General features: G+C 64.1%; 15 protein-coding genes. 8 read left to right on the forward strand and 7 right to left on the reverse strand.

The window, feature by feature from the left end; all coding sequences use genetic code 11:
- The first annotated feature begins 105 nt into the window (after positions 1–105).
- The 3 genes from N7568_RS18455 to N7568_RS18465 all read left to right on the forward strand — a co-directional run bounded on the left by N7568_RS18455 (position 106) and on the right by N7568_RS18465 (position 3,315).
- Positions 106–885 (forward strand): SDR family NAD(P)-dependent oxidoreductase, encoded by a 780-nt coding sequence (locus N7568_RS18455; protein ID WP_261611232.1) that lies wholly within the window; start codon positions 106–108, stop codon positions 883–885.
- A 157-nt stretch (positions 886–1,042) separates the two neighbouring features.
- A complete protein-coding gene (locus N7568_RS18460) occupies positions 1,043–2,791 on the forward strand; it encodes a sigma-70 family RNA polymerase sigma factor (protein ID WP_261611233.1) in 1,749 nt (582 codons plus the stop codon).
- Between the two features lie 92 nt (positions 2,792–2,883).
- Positions 2,884–3,315 (forward strand): hypothetical protein, encoded by a 432-nt coding sequence (locus N7568_RS18465; protein ID WP_261611234.1) that lies wholly within the window; start codon positions 2,884–2,886, stop codon positions 3,313–3,315.
- Here the strand turns inward: N7568_RS18465 and N7568_RS18470 are convergent.
- Positions 3,305–4,363 (reverse strand): FUSC family protein, encoded by a 1,059-nt coding sequence (locus N7568_RS18470; protein WP_261611235.1) that lies wholly within the window; start codon positions 4,361–4,363, stop codon positions 3,305–3,307. The genes N7568_RS18465 and N7568_RS18470 overlap by 11 nt on opposite strands.
- Before the next feature lie 133 nt (positions 4,364–4,496).
- On the opposite strand from N7568_RS18470, the gene N7568_RS18475 reads away from it, so the two are divergent.
- Both N7568_RS18475 and N7568_RS18480 read left to right on the forward strand, forming a co-directional pair.
- Positions 4,497–4,967, forward strand: coding sequence for an SRPBCC family protein (locus N7568_RS18475; RefSeq protein WP_261611236.1), 471 nt, complete (start codon positions 4,497–4,499; stop codon positions 4,965–4,967).
- Entirely contained in the window at positions 4,964–5,479 is a 516-nt protein-coding gene (locus N7568_RS18480) for a GNAT family N-acetyltransferase (RefSeq protein ID WP_261611237.1), read from the forward strand. The genes N7568_RS18475 and N7568_RS18480 overlap by 4 nt, the downstream gene beginning before the upstream one ends.
- Here N7568_RS18480 and N7568_RS18485 read toward each other — a convergent pair whose 3' ends face one another.
- Genes N7568_RS18485 through N7568_RS18495 form a run of 3 tightly spaced genes read right to left on the reverse strand, consistent with a single transcriptional unit; the run spans position 5,480 to position 7,441 of the window.
- Entirely contained in the window at positions 5,480–5,881 is a 402-nt protein-coding gene (locus tag N7568_RS18485; protein ID WP_261611238.1) for a VOC family protein, read from the reverse strand.
- A gap of 9 nt (positions 5,882–5,890) precedes the next feature.
- Positions 5,891–6,514, reverse strand: a complete 624-nt coding sequence (locus N7568_RS18490; RefSeq protein WP_261611239.1) for an FMN-binding negative transcriptional regulator — start codon at positions 6,512–6,514, stop codon at positions 5,891–5,893.
- A 6-nt stretch (positions 6,515–6,520) separates the two neighbouring features.
- The gene (locus tag N7568_RS18495; RefSeq protein ID WP_261611240.1) at positions 6,521–7,441 is read right to left on the reverse strand and encodes a DMT family transporter; all 921 of its coding nucleotides are present in this window, start codon (positions 7,439–7,441) and stop codon (positions 6,521–6,523) included.
- Here N7568_RS18495 and N7568_RS18500 point away from each other — a divergent pair.
- Positions 7,440–8,855: an aminotransferase-like domain-containing protein gene (locus N7568_RS18500; RefSeq protein ID WP_261611241.1), complete on the forward strand. Its 1,416-nt coding sequence runs from the start codon at positions 7,440–7,442 to the stop codon at positions 8,853–8,855. The genes N7568_RS18495 and N7568_RS18500 overlap by 2 nt on opposite strands.
- A 141-nt stretch (positions 8,856–8,996) precedes the next feature.
- Here N7568_RS18500 and N7568_RS18505 read toward each other — a convergent pair whose 3' ends face one another.
- The gene (locus N7568_RS18505) at positions 8,997–10,622 is read right to left on the reverse strand and encodes an MFS transporter (RefSeq protein ID WP_261611242.1); all 1,626 of its coding nucleotides are present in this window, start codon (positions 10,620–10,622) and stop codon (positions 8,997–8,999) included.
- A 229-nt stretch (positions 10,623–10,851) separates the two neighbouring features.
- Entirely contained in the window at positions 10,852–11,679 is an 828-nt protein-coding gene (locus N7568_RS18510; protein ID WP_261611243.1) for a putative protein N(5)-glutamine methyltransferase, read from the reverse strand.
- A 305-nt stretch (positions 11,680–11,984) separates the two neighbouring features.
- On the opposite strand from N7568_RS18510, the gene N7568_RS18515 reads away from it, so the two are divergent.
- Positions 11,985–12,218: a hypothetical protein gene (locus tag N7568_RS18515; RefSeq protein ID WP_261611244.1), complete on the forward strand. Its 234-nt coding sequence runs from the start codon at positions 11,985–11,987 to the stop codon at positions 12,216–12,218.
- A gap of 50 nt (positions 12,219–12,268) precedes the next feature.
- On the forward strand, positions 12,269–12,529 hold the full coding sequence (locus N7568_RS18520; protein ID WP_043469625.1) for a hypothetical protein: 261 nt from the start codon (positions 12,269–12,271) through the stop codon (positions 12,527–12,529).
- A gap of 47 nt (positions 12,530–12,576) precedes the next feature.
- On the opposite strand, the gene N7568_RS18525 is transcribed toward N7568_RS18520, so the two are convergent.
- Positions 12,577–15,129, reverse strand: a complete 2,553-nt coding sequence (locus N7568_RS18525; RefSeq protein WP_261611245.1) for an ATP-dependent DNA ligase — start codon at positions 15,127–15,129, stop codon at positions 12,577–12,579.
- Positions 15,130–15,143 lie beyond the last annotated feature (14 nt).

Raw genomic sequence — 15,143 nt, forward strand, 5'->3', positions numbered from 1 at the left:
ACCTGCCACTTCGGCGGAGAGATGTTCCCCTTCGGAAGAACTTAGGTGGCGAGCTCCTTTACACGGAGCCTTAGGCGACAGCGGGTGGGGGACTAGTCTAGGCGCATGACGACACGAGCCAATGAACTCACTGCCCTGGTTACCGGGGCCACTGCCGGGCTCGGTGCGGAGTTCGCGCGTCAACTGGCCGAAGCCGGGCACCACCTGGTCCTGGTGGCGCGCGACGAACAGCGCCTGAGGGAAAAAGCCGAGGAACTTGAACGCGACTTCAGCATTTCCGCGGAGGTTTTATCTGCGGACTTGACCGCCGACGTCGGGGTTGCTGTTGTGGCGGACCGTTTGCGGGATGCGGCCCGTCCGGTGGATGTCCTGGTCAACAACGCCGGCATTGGACTTCTAAAGTCCTTTGAAAGGAACCACCTGGACGAGGAGCGGCGACATCTGCGTCTCCACGTGGAAACGCCAATGGAGCTGTGCCACGCGGCTCTTGAAGTCATGCTGGCGCGCGGCAAGGGCAGGATCATCAACGTGGCCAGCGTTGCGGCGTTCGCGAACCGGGGCACCTATTCTGCCGCCAAGGCCTGGCAGGTGACATTTAGCCGGTGGGCAAACATCACGTATGGGAAGTCGGGCGTGCAGGTTACCGCGGTGTGCCCAGGTTTCACCCACACTGAGTTCCACGACCGTATGGGCATGGACAAGTCCGTGGCTCCCCGTTTCCTGTGGCTCTCTGCTGAGCGTGTTGTGCGCGAAGGGCTGGAGGACAACGCCAAGGGCAAAGGAGTTTCCATCCCGACGCGCCGCTACAAGGTGGTCAGCTTCTTCGCACGCGTCTTGCCCGCAAAACTTACATCTGGTCCGCCTCGGCGACCACTGGAACCGTAAGCCTAAACCCATCCCAAAAGGGTGTCCTTGATCGGGGGCCGGCCTTATGCTGGGGCTGGAGTGCGGCCACCGGGCACGGCGGCTGCACGGGGGCTACAGCAGCGTGGCCCCGCAAACAGGGCCCTGGAAGAGGTCTCGTTTACCCGCGAAAAGAGCCGTGCCCGAAGCGGGTAACGGCATGGATGGATCGGATCCGGCGGAACGCAGTGGCCGGGACGGAACAGGCTACGGGGATAACGGCAGTGTTGCCGTGGCTGAAAGCGACGCAGGGCTGGTCCTGCGGGTTCGCGACGGGGACAAAGGAGCCTTCGAGGCACTCTTTGAGCGGCACCAACCCATGGCGCGGACAGTGGCAGCAGCGCAAGTAGATAACCTCGCGGATGCGGACGACGTGGTGGCTGACGCTTTCGCCTCCGTTTACCAGTCCTTGGCTGCAGGGAAAGGTCCAGATACGTTCTTTCGCGCCTACCTGCTACAGGCCGTCAGGCGTCTCGCCTACCGAACCAACCGGATGGCGTCCCGAACGCGTCCCACATCCGAGTCCTTCACGTTGGATTCAGCAGAGGTCCACGACGACCCGGCGGTGGCCGGATTTGAATCCGCAGCTGTGGCCCAGGCGTTCCGTTCCCTCCCTCAACGCTGGCAGGAAGTCCTGTGGTACGTCGACATTGAGGGCCTCAAGCCAGCCGCCGCGTCAACGCTGCTGGGTGTGACCCCCAACGGAGTGTCCTCGCTGGTACTCCGTGCACGGGAACGCCTCCGCCAGGCATACCTCCAGAACCACATCAGTTCATCCTCGGGGGAGGACTGCGAGGAGTACTCGGCCCAGTTGGGCGCGTATGCCCGCAATGGGCTGGCCCGGCGGAGCCAGGACCGGGTCAGGGCACACCTGGAGGACTGTCCCAAATGCACTGCCCTCCTGCTGGACCTCAACGACGTACAGTCGGCCATGCGGGCAGTGGTATTCCCATTGATCGCAGGCGTGGCGTTCAGCTCTGCTTTCCCAGCGATAGCGGGAGCAGGTGCAGGCGCAGCCGCAGGTAGCTCGGTGGTGCACGGAGCAGCACCCAAGGAGATGGCCATCCTGTGGAAGGCAGGCGCTGGTGCCCTTGCAGTAGCGGCCGTTACAGTGAGCGCCGCCATGGCGATAGGTGGTGCAGGGTCCAACACACTGGAGCCGCAGGCAGGGGGATCGTCAACGTCGGGTGGGGAAGGCTCGGGTCCAGCAACCGCCAGTCCCGGTCCGGAAGGCTCGGTTGAAAGCGAGCCGCCACTGTTCCCGGCGCCGAGCTATCCCTCGAACGGGGCGATAGAGAACCCGGCAGTTTTTCCTTTTCCCTTCCCTACGCCCACAAAGCAGCAGCCCGGTGTCTTACCGTCACCTGAGCCATCACAAGAGAATCCAGTGCTTCCGACGTTTGCGCCCACGGGACCGGCGACTCTCCCAGCACTGGTGCCGACGGCCAGCCCTTCGCCGACAGCCAGCCCCTCCCTGTCGGCGAGCCCTTCCCCCTCGGCCAGCCCTTCGCCGACTGAATCGCCGGTTCCCACGCCGTCAGTGACAGCGACGTTCACCGCAGAGGCGGGCACAACAGCCTCGGATACCAACGTCACTATTACCTTCCACCTTCAGAGCCAGGCAGTGCCGGCCGCAGCCGAGGTGGTCTTCACCATTTCTGCCGGTGCGGACATGATCCCGGGCAAACTGATCGAACCGTCCGGCTGGGACTGTTCTTCGGACATCGCCGGATCACGGCAGTTCCGCTGCACCAGTACCGCTGTGGACCCTGATGAGTTGACGTTTTCCCTCGGAGTCTCCAAGCAGGACGAATCAGAAGAAACTACTCTTGACTACCAATTCAGCGGAACAGGCATCGAGACGGCCAGATTCTCCAACACTTTTTAGCACCCGTCCGTGCTCCGGGAGGGACTTGACCACTGCAGCTTTGGGGGACCGGTGTACGATGACACTTCATTCGGGCCTGAGGGGGCAGTGCTATGAAGAACGGATCCTTAGCGTTGGTGTCGGCCATCGTTGCAGCGGGGGCATTGTTGAGCGGTTGTTCCGGTCCCGCCCCTACAGGTCTCAAGGCCATGGAACGTGCGGCTACAGACGCGGACAGGCCACCGGCGGACTTGACCCTGGGCGAAACCAAACTGGACAAGGTGCTTCTGGTGGCTGAGGCCAACGGGAAGAAGTACTACTTAGGACAGGGAAACCAGGGCCGGTCGTCATGCCTGATCGTAGAAACCCTGGATCCATACTTCGCGCACAGCGCTTGCACTGCTTCCGTCCAAGGAGAGATGCTGAGAACCAGTGGCCCGGACCAGAAATCTGCTGTCCTGGTTTCCGACGGCTATGACACCAAACAGCTTGAGTCGAGCGGCTTGACGAAGATCCACCCGAACATTCTGGTGGTCACGAAGTAACCCTGCTCCGCGGTGCCCGCACCAGTACTGCGACGGCGATGCCGACTACTGCTCCCACGAACGTTTCGATGGCACGTTCCATCACCAGCACGCCTGGATCCATGGGGGCCGCCAGTTGCGCAATCAGCAGGATCACCGGGGTGAAGAACACCATGGCCCATCCGTAGTGCCGCGCCATGAACAGCTCAGTGGGGAACTGGCACAGGACCACCAGCACGGCCAGGACAACGGCGGTTTGGCCCGGGAAGTACTGAAGCGGCGAAAACGGACTGGGGAAGAGTACGACGGCGACCACCGCCAACCCGAGGAACGTCCCCACGATTCGGTGGATGCCCCGGTGGACGCGGCTGGGGAGGTCGGCGCCGGCGAGTGGCACCGCGGCTGCGGCCATGGCCCAGTGGGGGTGGCCGCTGCCGCTCAGCACTCCAATGGTCCCGGCCGCACTCACGGCGAGTGAATAGCGTGCGGCATGGACCAGTGCCGACTGGCGCAGCGGGCCGCGGAGGACTGGGACGTCGCGGACGGCCCCGGCCACCCACGTGCGGTGCCGGAACCAGCCAACAAAGCCAACCAAAAGGGAAAAGCCTGCGGAGGCAGCGCCGATGAGTACCGCCGTCGTGAACGGAACACTGGTTGGCACAGAAGCGCAGGCGCCCAAAGCGAGGATGCCGAAGAACGGGCCGATGGGCTTGAGGCGCACGGCGTCGGCGTAGAGAGAACCGGCTCCTGCGAACAGTGTGGCGACCAGTACCAGCCACCAGGAGTGGATGTGGTGGATGGAAAGGAACACGCCGATGGCCAGCCCGCCCACCAGGAACAAGGCAGCCTGGGCTTGGTGTTTGAGCCTGAGCTGATGCGTTTCGTTGCGGCCATACATCCCCGTCAACGCACCGAACACGGCGTACATCATGAGGTCCGGTCGGCCGATGACAATGAGGACCAGTCCCGGTACGGCGACGCTCAGGGCCACCCGTACTGCCGAGAGGCGATCATTGTTGGCCGGGCCCAGCCGGTGGAGTTCGCGGGCATGCGCGATGATTGCGGGCACGGGAAACACCACCAATCATCAGAGGGACTCCCTTGAAAATTATCAGGACGTCCGGGCGGGCCGCCATTAGCCCGGTCACAAGCCGTAGCGAGATCGGGCACACGGACCAGGAAAGGTCTGGGAAGATCGAGGTATGCCCGTCGCTTTCGTCTGCCGCACCCGCTCCACCATGTCGCCGCAGGAACTGTTTGATCTTTCCCGCAACATCGATGCCCACGTGGGGTCCATGACGCACAGCCGCGAGAAGGCAATCGCCGGCGTCACCACCGGTTTGATCTCCGAGAGTGAGACTGTCACCTGGCAGGCGTGGCACCTCGGAGTCCGGTTCCGCATGACCAGCCGCATTACGCGGATGGAGGCGCCGGCGTCGTTCTCCGATGAACAGGTGAAGGGCCCCTTCAAGTACCTCCGCCACACGCACGAGTTCAGGCCGGACGGCAGTGGCACCCTCATGGTGGACACCGTGGAGTTCGCTGCCCCCTTTGGTCCCCTGGGCAGGCTGGTGGAGAAACTGATCCTGGCCCGGTACCTGCAGAACCTGATCGAGAAGCGCAACGAATTCCTGGTGACCCAGGTACCCCCGGCGCTGGACACCCGGCAATGATCAGGCTCGCGCATGCGGACGACCTGTTGATTTTGCAGGACATCGAGCGTGCCGCGGGTGAGGCTTTCCGGGCCTTGGGCATGGACTCCATTGCAGAGGACGAGCCCTTGTCGGTCGCTGAGCTGCACAACTACGCCGCCGCGGGCCGGGCCTGGGTATTCGTGGATGGGCTCGACTATCCAGTGGCGTATCTAGTGGCAGACATCGTCGACGGAGCCGGTCACGTGGAGCAAGTCAGTGTCCACCCCGATCAAGCGCATCAAGGACTGGGCCGCGAACTGCTGCATGCGGCACGGGTGTGGACCCGGGGTCATGGAATGGAACGCCAAACCCTCAGCACGTTCCGGGATGTGCCGTGGAACGCCCCGTACTACCGCCGCCTCGGCTTCGAGGTGCTCGACGCCGGCAGCTGGGGTCCGGAATTGACCCGCCTCATGGAGCACGAGGTGGAATTGGGCCTGACCCACTGGCCCCGCGTAGCCATGTGGCGCCCGGCGGTCCCGCCCAAGTAGCTAGTCCGCTACCAGCTCCACCTCGTAGCTGTCCGTGTTGAGCAGGTACGCAGCGTAGTGGTCCGGGCCGCCGGCGTGCGGGTATTTGGACTCGAACATCTCATACCAGCCCGCGTCCGCGCCGAGCGCCCTGATCCGGTCCACGTTCTCGCGGGTGCCCGCATGGAATGCCACGTGGTTGACCCCCGGATCAGTGCGGCGGTGGGTTGTTGCGGTGGCGGCATCCGTCTGCTCCACCACCACGTAGGTGCCGTCAAGCTTCCAACTGCACCCCGTGGGCCACTCCTGGAAGGGCACGTAACCGAGCTCGCCCAGCAACCAGCCCCACTCTTCCCTTGCCCGCTCAAGGAACGGCACCCAGATCTCAAGATGGTGGATGGACCCTACCGGAACGTCGCGCATGCGCCGAGTCTACGAGGTCCGCGCCCGTTCCACATCGGCTGCGCTCGCCGAGTCGCCCGCGGCATGGAGCCCGGCGATGACGCCGTCGACATCCGCTGGAGCGCGGTTCTGGCTGAGTTTCGTCTTCGCCTCCACCCGTGAGATCAAGAGTTCGACGCCGACAATCGCCCTCAGCTGCCCGGCGATGAACCGTTCCGGTGCTTCATCAACGGTCCAGGGTCGCGGCATGCCGGCTTCGTGCTGGTTGGATAAGCGCCGAACATGCCGGCCCAGCCACTCGGCGTCATCGTGAATGATGAGCTCACCGTAAATGTGGGCCGTGGAGTAGTTCCACGTCGGTACCACTCGGCCGTGTTCCGCTTTCGAGGCATACCAAGAGGGCGAAATATAGGCATCCGCGCCCTGCACGATCATCAGTGCCTCACCGGAAACGGGGGAGGACCACTGGGTGTTGTTGCGGGCCATGTGGGCATGCAGGGCCCCGTGTTCACCCCTTGAGGGTTCGTAAACGAAGGGCAGCAGGGTAGCGACCAATCCGTCCTCCGTCATGGTGACCAGGTTGGCTGCTCCGGTGTGATGAAGCAGCGAGTCAACAGCCTCATCGGATGGGGCAAAGTGTGCTGGGGTGTACATGGGTTCCTACTTTCTTAGCCTGACGCGGACAGCGGCACCGGCGCAAAGAATCACCGCGAGGCCTCCCACCACGGTGGTCCACGTCAGCGGTTCGCCCAGGAGAAGGCCGGCCCACGCGATGGTCATCACGGGTTGGACGAGTTGGATCTGGCTGACCTGCGCCATGGGCCCGATGGCCAGGCCGCGGTACCAGGCGAAGAAGCCGAGGAACATGCTCACAACCCCCAGGTAGGCGAAGGACAACCACTGGGCCGGGGTGGCAGAAGGGGAGCCCGAACCCAGTGAAACCACAGTCAGCAGGATCATGACTGGCGACGCAACCACCAGCGCCCACGAGATGGTTTGCCATGAGCCTAGTTCCCGGGCCAGCAGTCCGCCTTCTGCATAGCCAATGGCTGCCGCAACCACGGCTCCGAGCAGCAGGAGGTCTGCCCAATGCAGCGAGCCAAAACCGCCGGATTGAACCAGGGCAAACACCAGGGCAGCAACGACGCCGACCGCAGTCAGGATCCAGAAGAGCAGCCGTGGACGCTCCCGCCCGCGAATCACCGCCACGGTGGCCGTGGCCGCGGGCAGCAGTGCGATGACGATTGCCCCGTGGCTCGCTGAGGTGCTGGTGAGGGCAAAGGTGGTCAGCAGCGGGAATCCTGCAACGATGCCGCCTGCCACCACGGCCAGGCGAAGCCATTGCCGGCCGCGCGGAAACCGTTGCCGGGTGAGGGCCAGTGCGAGTGCCGCAAGGATGGCGGCAACCACCGCCCGGCCTGCTCCGATGAACAGGGGCGACATACCCTCCACGGCCACCCGGGTGAGCGGAACGGTGAAAGAGAAAGCAACGACGCCGAGGAGGCCCCACCAGATACCGGTCGAGGTCCGAGTGGATATCACTGGCCGCAAAATTGTAGTAGCGCTACTATTAGGACTCATGAATAACGATAGCAGTTCCCGGATTGTCTCGCGAGTAAAAGAATGGATCGCAGGCGCAGCCCCCGGGGCCAAGCTGCCATCAACGCGCCAACTCGTAGCCGAGTACCAAGCCAGCCCGGTGACCGTGCAGAAAGCGCTGAGAACGCTCACCTCCCAGGGCCTGATTGAGAGCCGTCCCGGCGTCGGAACCTTCGTGCGGGCATACCGCACGGCAAGGCCGTCGGATTATGGGTGGCAGACCGCAGCCTTGCGCTCCGCCCAGGCCGCACGCCCCTTGAACTCCGCTGCCATGCGCAGTGCCTCCAACGACGTCATCGCGTTCCACTCCGGCTACCCCGACCGTGAGCTCCTCCCGGAACGCCTCGTCCGTGCCGCACTCACCCGCGCAGCAAGGGGAGACGCCGCCCTGTCGCGGCCTCCGGCGCAGGGCCTTCCAGAACTCCAAACATGGTTCGCGCAGGAACTCAGTACCTCAACCCCGGTGGGCGTCACGCCGCCCCAGCCGAGCGACGTCGTAATTCTTCCCGGCAGCCAAAGCGGACTGAGCTCTATTTTCCGGGGACTGGTGGGACACGGACAGCCGCTCTTGGTGGAGTCGCCCAGCTATTGGGGTGCGCTGCTGGCCGCAGGCCAAGCCGGCGTGAACGTCATCCCTGTCCCCAGCGGTCCGGAAGGGCCGGATCCTGAGGAACTGGACAGGGCTTTCGAAGAATCCGGTGCGAGGCTGTTCTACGCGCAGCCAAACTTCGCCAATCCCACCGGCGCGCAATGGTCCGCGGAGCGCGGCGAAGAGGTGTTGCGGATCGTCCAGCGGCATGGAGCGTTCCTGGTGGAGGACGATTGGGCGCACGACTTCGGCATCACCGCGCCGTCGGTTCCGCTCGCCGCCAAGGACGATTCCGGCCACGTGGTCTACATCCGTTCGCTGACCAAGAGCGTATCGCCATCCGTCCGTGTGGCCGCGATCATCGCCCGTGGTCCGGCGCGTGAACGCATCATGGGGGCACAGGCCGCCGAGTCGATGTATGTCAGCGGAGTGCTGCAGGCTGCAGCGCTCGACGTCGTCACGCAGCCCGGGTGGCAAACGCACCTTCGTGGCCTCAGCCATCAGCTGCAGTCGCGGCGTGACCTCCTGGTCACCAGCCTCCGCGAACACGTTCCGCAAGCGCACCTCAGCCACCTGCCCAAGGGCGGCTTGAACTTGTGGCTACGGATGCCGGACGGGTTCGACGTCGAACAACTCACCAAGGATTGCGAGGCAGCCGGCGTGCTCATTGCGGCCGGGACGGAGTGGTTCCCGGCGGAACCGGAAGGCCCTTACATCAGGCTCAACTACGCCGGCCCCAACCCGGCTGCCTTCCCGGAAGGTGCACGGATCATCGGTGAGGCAGTCAAAGGCTTGCTGCAAGCCTGAGGCGGGCGCCGCCGTCGTGCGTTTATTAACAGCCGTAGCCACCAGCATCAAGGAGAGCGCCTTGGGGCTGGTGGCTACGGTGGGCGGCGAGGAGCCGCGAACTATCTGTGTCGCTTTGCAGAAGTTGCAGGCAAAGAGTTCCTAAGCGGGGGTCAGGTCCTTGTTGCCTTTGCCGAACACTGCGTCATCGATGGGCTGGCCGTCGAACGGCATCTCGTCCAGGTTGATGAGCGGGTTGGTGTCCTGCGTTGCTACGAGCTCGCGTGCTTCAGCCTGGGTGTCCACGCTGGGCATGGAGCCCGGCAGGGGGCGCTGGGCAGATTCACGCAGGAAGTAGATGGCGATCGCACCGATGATGGACGTGGCCATCAGGTAATACGCCGGCATCATGTCGTCGCCGGTGCCCTCGATGAGGCCCTGCACGATGAACGGCGTGGTTCCGCCGAAGATCGCAACCGAGAAGTTATAGGCGATGCCCATTCCGCCGTAACGGCTGGACGTCGGGAACAGTGCCGGCAGGGCCGAGGCCAGGTTGGCGATGTAGAACGTCACCGGGAAAGCAATCAAGGCAAGGCCGGCCAACGTGGACCAGATTTCGCCAACGCCGATCAGCATGAAGGCCGGGATGGAGAAGACGATGGTGCTGCCTGCGCCCACCCACAGCACCGGACGGCGTCCGATGCGGTCGGACAACTTACCGGTCAGCGGGATGCAAACGGCCATGATCACCAGGACCGGGATGGTCAGCAAGGTGCCGTGGACGGGGTCGTAGCCCTTGGAATCCGTGAGGTACGTGGGCATGTAGGAGGTCAGTGCGTAGCCAACGGTGTTGGCCGCTGCTGCCAGGATCATGGCCAGCACGATCTGGCGCCAGTAGGCCTTGATGATGCCCACGGGGCCCTTGGCGACTGCAGCGTCCTGTGATGCTGCATCCTTGGCGGAGGCTTCCTGAGCGTCCAGGGTTGCCTGGAACTGGGGGGATTCCTCAATCTTGCTACGGAAGTACACGGCGATGAGGCCCAGCGGACCAGCGATCAGGAACGGAATCCTCCAACCCCATTCCTCCATGGCTGCCTGTCCGAGCGTGAGCTGCAGGACGGAAACCAGGGCGGCGCCGAGGGCGAAGCCGATGTAGCTGCCCATATCAAGGAAGCTGGCGAAGTAGCCGCGGCGCTTGTCCGGGGCGTATTCGCTCACGAAGGTTGTGGCACCGGCGTACTCGCCACCGGTGGAGAAGCCTTGGATGAGCTTCAAGATCACCAGTAACGCGGCGGCCCAGATGCCGATCTGCGCGTAGCCGGGCAGGAGGCCGACGGCGAACGTACTTGCCGCCATGATCATCAGTGTTGCTGCGAGTACCTTCTGGCGGCCCACCTTGTCGCCGAGCCAACCGAACACGACGCCACCGAGGGGGCGCGCGATGAAGGTTGCGGCGAAGGTGCCCAGAAGGAAGAGTGTCTGGACGGACTTGTCTGCTTCCGGCAGGAAGACAGGACCCATGGTGGTGATGAGGTAGCCGAATACGCCGACGTCGTACCATTCCATGGTGTTGCCGACGATGGTGCCGCCGAGTGCTTTGCGCAGCATCGGCTTGTTCACCACGTTGACGTCGGACTCTTTGAGCCGGCGCTTCGGGCGAAGCTTCGTTTTCTTCGTTGCGTTCTTTACTGCATCTGTGGCGGCCGGGGTTGGGCCTGCCAATACCTGGTTCCCGGTGGCGTTCCTTGCGCCATCCGGAGAGACGGTGTTGCTTTGGTCTGTGGGCATTTGGGCTTCTCCTAGGGAGGTCATTTGCTTGCGACTTCTGCTGCCCCGCTCTGGGCAGGGTTTCAATTTTACGCGTTTTGGGCCGAAAACCCGAGTTGAGATCGGATTATTGGGCCATTTGAGGGTGCAAATTGCCTAGGTGTGTTGCATCTCATTGCCCGCTCTTGCCCCGTAATCATGCGGATCCGGGCCTGTTTTTGCCCTCCGGAGCACCTTGTTACCAAATTGTTTAGCTGAGCCCACTTAACAGGTGGGATTCGGGCCTAAAAGCTGATGGTTCGCCCGCCCCGCGGTTCCATCCAAGCACCACGGTGGCGTCCAGTTCCTTGTCCGAGACGACGCTCGCCCGCAGTCCGGCCCCGGCTATGATCCGCTCCGTTGCGGACGCCTGCGTCTCCGAGGTTTCCACCAGCAGCGACCCACCCGGCGCCAGCCATGCAGCCGCCCCCTCCGCAACCCGACGCTGGACCGCCAAACCGTCAGCGCCGCCGTCGAGCGCCGCCAGAGGCTCATGGAGCCGCGCCTCCGGCGGCATCATTCCGATGGACTCCGTGGGAACATACGGCGCGTTCGCCAGCATGACATTCACTTTCCCCAGCAGTTCATGGGGGAGTGCCGCAAAAAGATCACCTTGGTGGACGTTCCCGCCACGGGGCTCAACGTTGCGGCGTGCACAGCGGACCGCAGCGGGGTCGATGTCTGCCGCGTGCAGTTCGCAGCACCCCAGGAGATCGCTCAGCGCCGCGCCCAACGCCCCGGAACCACAGCAGAGGTCGACGACGACGGCACCAGGCCGGGCGATCATCGCCGCCTGACGCACCAGAAACTCCGTGCGACGCCGCGGAACGAACACGCTGGGTCCCACCACCATGCGCTTTCCGCAGAAATCCGCCCAGCCGACGATGTGTTCCAGGGGCAGCCCGCGGACGCGTTGGTCCACCATCCGGTTGAGCTCGTCCGGATGATTGGCGGCGTCCAGGAGGAGCCGGGCCTCATCCTCGGCGAAAACGCAGCCCGCGGCACGAAGTGTGGTGGCGATGTCGGATCCCCGGATCATGGTGGCCATGCTAGCCGAGGAGGAATCCAGACGGTTGAAAGGCGGGTGGGACATTGAATTGGCAGCAGCTGCAGGTGAGGGGTTCACAAATCTGCCGGGACTTGGTTAGGGTATGAGGCATGGGAACACTGATTTTTGAGTAGACCGGCCTCTGCCCGTAGCGGCACAGCCGAGTTTCACCTGACAAAAATCCACGCCTGTTGAGGCCATGCCTCCATGCCGTTCCCGTTCTCGACGCCTTTTTCCCGAACCGCAACGACATGGGATACGTGTCTCTTCAGGACTCAGACTTAAGGAGTCCACGAATGACTGCCAACCCTTCCGAAAACAACACCCCCGAGACCCCGTCACCGGAGAGCCCAGCCCAAACTCCAGCGACCGGCGGCATCAAGTCCAAGCTCACCGATGCCCAGAAGGCCATGCTGGCCAGCAAGTCCGGGGGTGGAGCTCCGGCCGGCTGGCAGAGCACCGGCAAGGGCCACAAGCCGACCTCCGCCAGCGGCAAGCAGGCTAAGACCGAGAAAAAGGTCCGCTGGTAAAACCTGCGGACAGGCACACTGGAAAACAGGCACACTGGAAAGGAAGAACCATGACTGCGAATCACGATTCCGAACGCATCAATCCTGAGGTTGCAAGCCACTTGGTGGAGTCCATGGACATGGCCCCGATGCCCGAGCCGACCACCATCGCCGTTGCACTGGGCGCTGACCAGAGCAAGCAGTGGCCTGACGGCAACGGTAAACGCCGCCACCCGAAGGAGCGCGACCAAGCCCACGGCCGCATGGGCCAGGGCGCAGCTGTGACGGCGATCCACCGGACCAGCCGCCCGCAGATGCCGCACTCCTCATAGCTCCCGCACCCAACGCAGCCAGCCCAACTGAGTAGCAGCAATGTGACCTAGTTGGGCTGGCTGACGTCTGAAGGGGACTTGTCCGGACGCCAGCCGCGCCACACGGGGTGCCGCAGCCGGCCCGGCCCCGTCCACTCGCCGAAGGTCACCTCAGCCACGAGGTCAGGACGCACCCAGGTGGCGCCCGCCGCATCCTCACGGGGGATATCGGCAAAGGGTGAATCAGCAATCACGCGGAGCTCCAGCTCCTCCATGATGTCCCGCAACTGCCAATCCTTGAACCCGGTCCCAACCCTGCCCACATAGTGCAGCTTGTCGCCGTCGGGAATGCCCAACAACAACGCGCCGAACGTTCCGCTTCTCGCGCCCGCGCCGGGACGCCATCCGCCTACCACTACCTCCTGGCTTTGCTCCAGTTTGAGCTTGAGCCAGGACCGGCTGCGCCGCCCCGTCACATAGCGGCTGTCTGACTTCTTGGCCATGACACCTTCCAGGCCAAGTTCGGCCGCGCTGCCCATGAGGTCCTCCACATCGTGGTCCAGCACAGCGGAAAGGTGAAGCGGGCAACCCGGGCGTAAGCGCTCCGCGAACCTGGACAGCCTGTCGCGACGCTCGCTGAATGGCAGCCCGCTGAGGTCCGTGCCGCCGTCGTAAAGCAGGTCGAACAGCATCAGCTGCACCGGCACCGTTGCCCGGGCCCGCTCGATGTCGGCCGTTTTGACCAGGTTCATCCGCTGCTGGAGTCGACCAAAGTCGGGCCTGGACCCCTTGCCCAGCGCCACAATTTCGCCATCTGCAACAAAGTCGCCTTCCGGCCAGCACGCACGGTCAGTGAGCTCCGGGTACGTGGCCGTGAGGTCGTTTCCGTTGCGGCTCATGAGGCGGATTTTCCCGTCGGTCCCCGTGATGATCGCCCGAATCCCGTCCCACTTCAGTTCGAACAGCCAGCCGTCGCCGTGCAGCTCGGCGGTGGATCCGGCGGTGGCGAGCATGGGTGCATAGTCGCGCATGGGCTGGGGAGCAGCGGGTGCGACTGCCGGCCTCGACTCCGGGTGCGTGGTACCGGCGGGCGAAACCCGCCGCCCTCCCGGCTGCTCCTTCATGAGGTGGATCAGCCAGTTCTGGCCCGTATTGATGAGAGCGAACCGCTTGGTGCCCTGCAATCCACCACCGGGCTCGCCCGTGAGCGTTGCAATCACTTCCTTGCCGTCGCGCCATTTCTCGCACGTGTACTCGCCACGGTCCCAGATGCTGACCGTTCCGGCGCCGTACTCACCTTTGGGAATGACGCCGGCGAAGTTGGCATAGTCCATGGGATGGTCTTCGGTGTGCACGGCAAGGTTGTTCCGGTCCGTGGTTTCGGGCACGCCACGCGGCAGCGCCCAGGACACCAGCACGCCCTCATGCTCCAGCCGGAAATCCAGGTGGTACCGGCGGGCATGATGCTCCTGGATGACGAAGATGCCACCCGCTGGCGGCGGGTCGCCGGGCTGAGGCTGGTCGGCGGACGCCCTCCCGGATGCCCCGCCTGAAACAGCCGACGACGACGGGAACGGCTCCGGCGTCTTGTCCGGATCGCGCATCCCGACGTACTTGGCGAGACGGTTCTCCACCGTCACCACCCGCTCGCGGGAGCCGGCCCCGCCCGTGCCTGAACTGCCGCCGGCAGCACCGCCGTCGTTGTCATCCTCGCCGTGCGGCGGCAGGTGCCGGTCGGAGATGGAAGCGAAATGGTCCTTGCCGGTACTGACGCGCTTCATCACCACCGTGTAGTCGAGGTGGTCCAAGGAGGGGGAAGCGAGTTCCCGCCAAGTGCGGGGCGCTGCCACCGTGGGGAATGCGCGGCCGCGCAGTGAGTAGGGGACGATCGTCGTCTTGTTCCCGCTGTTCTGGCTCCAGTCCACCAGGACTTTGCCCTTGCGGAGGGACTTCTTCATGTCGCTGACCACCAGCTCCGGATGGTCCGATTCAAGGGCACGAGCGAGCTCGTGGGCAAAGGCGGAAACCTGCTCGGACTTCAGGGTCCCATCGAGGCCCGTGTAGAGGTGGATGCCTTTGCTGCCGCTGGTGACCGGGACGGGGTCCATGCCCATGTCCTGCAGGATGGAGCGGGCCAGCTTGGCCACCTCAACGCACTCGGGCAGTCCCGCCCCAGGGCCGGGGTCGAGGTCCAGGACGAAACGGTCTGGCCGGAGCGGTTTCCCGGAGGCGTCCACCTGCCATTGCGGAACGTGGATTTCCAGTGAGGCGATTTGGGCCATCCACGTGAGCGTGGCCAGGTTGTTGACCATGGGGTAGTCGTTGGTGTGGTCGGAGTGGTGGATAGTGGCACGCGGTATCCACTTGGGCGCGGAGTCCTCGAGGTTCTTCTGGAAGAACACCTGCCCGGGGTGCTCGGCGGTGCCCACACCGTTGACCCAGCGCTTGCGGGTGACGGGACGATTGGCCGCTGCCGGAATGAGGAAAGGCGCCACGGCAGCGTAGTACGCCAGCACTTCAGCCTTGGTGGTGCCGGTTTCCGGGTAGATGATCTTGCCGAGGTTGGTGAGGGTGAGCTCGTGGCCTTCCACGTTCACCCGCTCCTGTTGCTTGCCTGCCACCTCTTCTCCTCCGC

It is taken from the genome of Paenarthrobacter aurescens (assembly GCF_025421775.1).
GTDB lineage: Bacteria > Actinomycetota > Actinomycetes > Actinomycetales > Micrococcaceae > Arthrobacter > Arthrobacter aurescens_B.

Bases quoted from the DNA above. Each gene is read 5' to 3' on its own strand.
- N7568_RS18465 (WP_261611234.1), top strand. From the start codon at position 2,884: ATGAAGAACGGATCCTTAGCGTTGGTGTCGGCCATCGTTGCAGCGGGG.
- N7568_RS18520 (WP_043469625.1), top strand. From the start codon at position 12,269: ATGACTGCGAATCACGATTCCGAACGCATCAATCCTGAGGTTGCAAGC.
- N7568_RS18500 (WP_261611241.1), top strand. From the start codon at position 7,440: ATGAATAACGATAGCAGTTCCCGGATTGTCTCGCGAGTAAAAGAATGG.
- N7568_RS18480 (WP_261611237.1), top strand. From the start codon at position 4,964: ATGATCAGGCTCGCGCATGCGGACGACCTGTTGATTTTGCAGGACATC.
- N7568_RS18475 (WP_261611236.1), top strand. From the start codon at position 4,497: ATGCCCGTCGCTTTCGTCTGCCGCACCCGCTCCACCATGTCGCCGCAG.
- N7568_RS18505 (WP_261611242.1), bottom strand. From the start codon at position 10,622: ATGCCCACAGACCAAAGCAACACCGTCTCTCCGGATGGCGCAAGGAAC.
- N7568_RS18485 (WP_261611238.1), bottom strand. From the start codon at position 5,881: ATGCGCGACGTTCCGGTAGGGTCCATCCACCATCTTGAGATCTGGGTG.
- N7568_RS18510 (WP_261611243.1), bottom strand. From the start codon at position 11,679: ATGATCCGGGGATCCGACATCGCCACCACACTTCGTGCCGCGGGCTGC.
- N7568_RS18490 (WP_261611239.1), bottom strand. From the start codon at position 6,514: ATGTACACCCCAGCACACTTTGCCCCATCCGATGAGGCTGTTGACTCG.
- N7568_RS18515 (WP_261611244.1), top strand. From the start codon at position 11,985: ATGACTGCCAACCCTTCCGAAAACAACACCCCCGAGACCCCGTCACCG.
- N7568_RS18455 (WP_261611232.1), top strand. From the start codon at position 106: ATGACGACACGAGCCAATGAACTCACTGCCCTGGTTACCGGGGCCACT.
- N7568_RS18495 (WP_261611240.1), bottom strand. From the start codon at position 7,441: ATGAGTCCTAATAGTAGCGCTACTACAATTTTGCGGCCAGTGATATCC.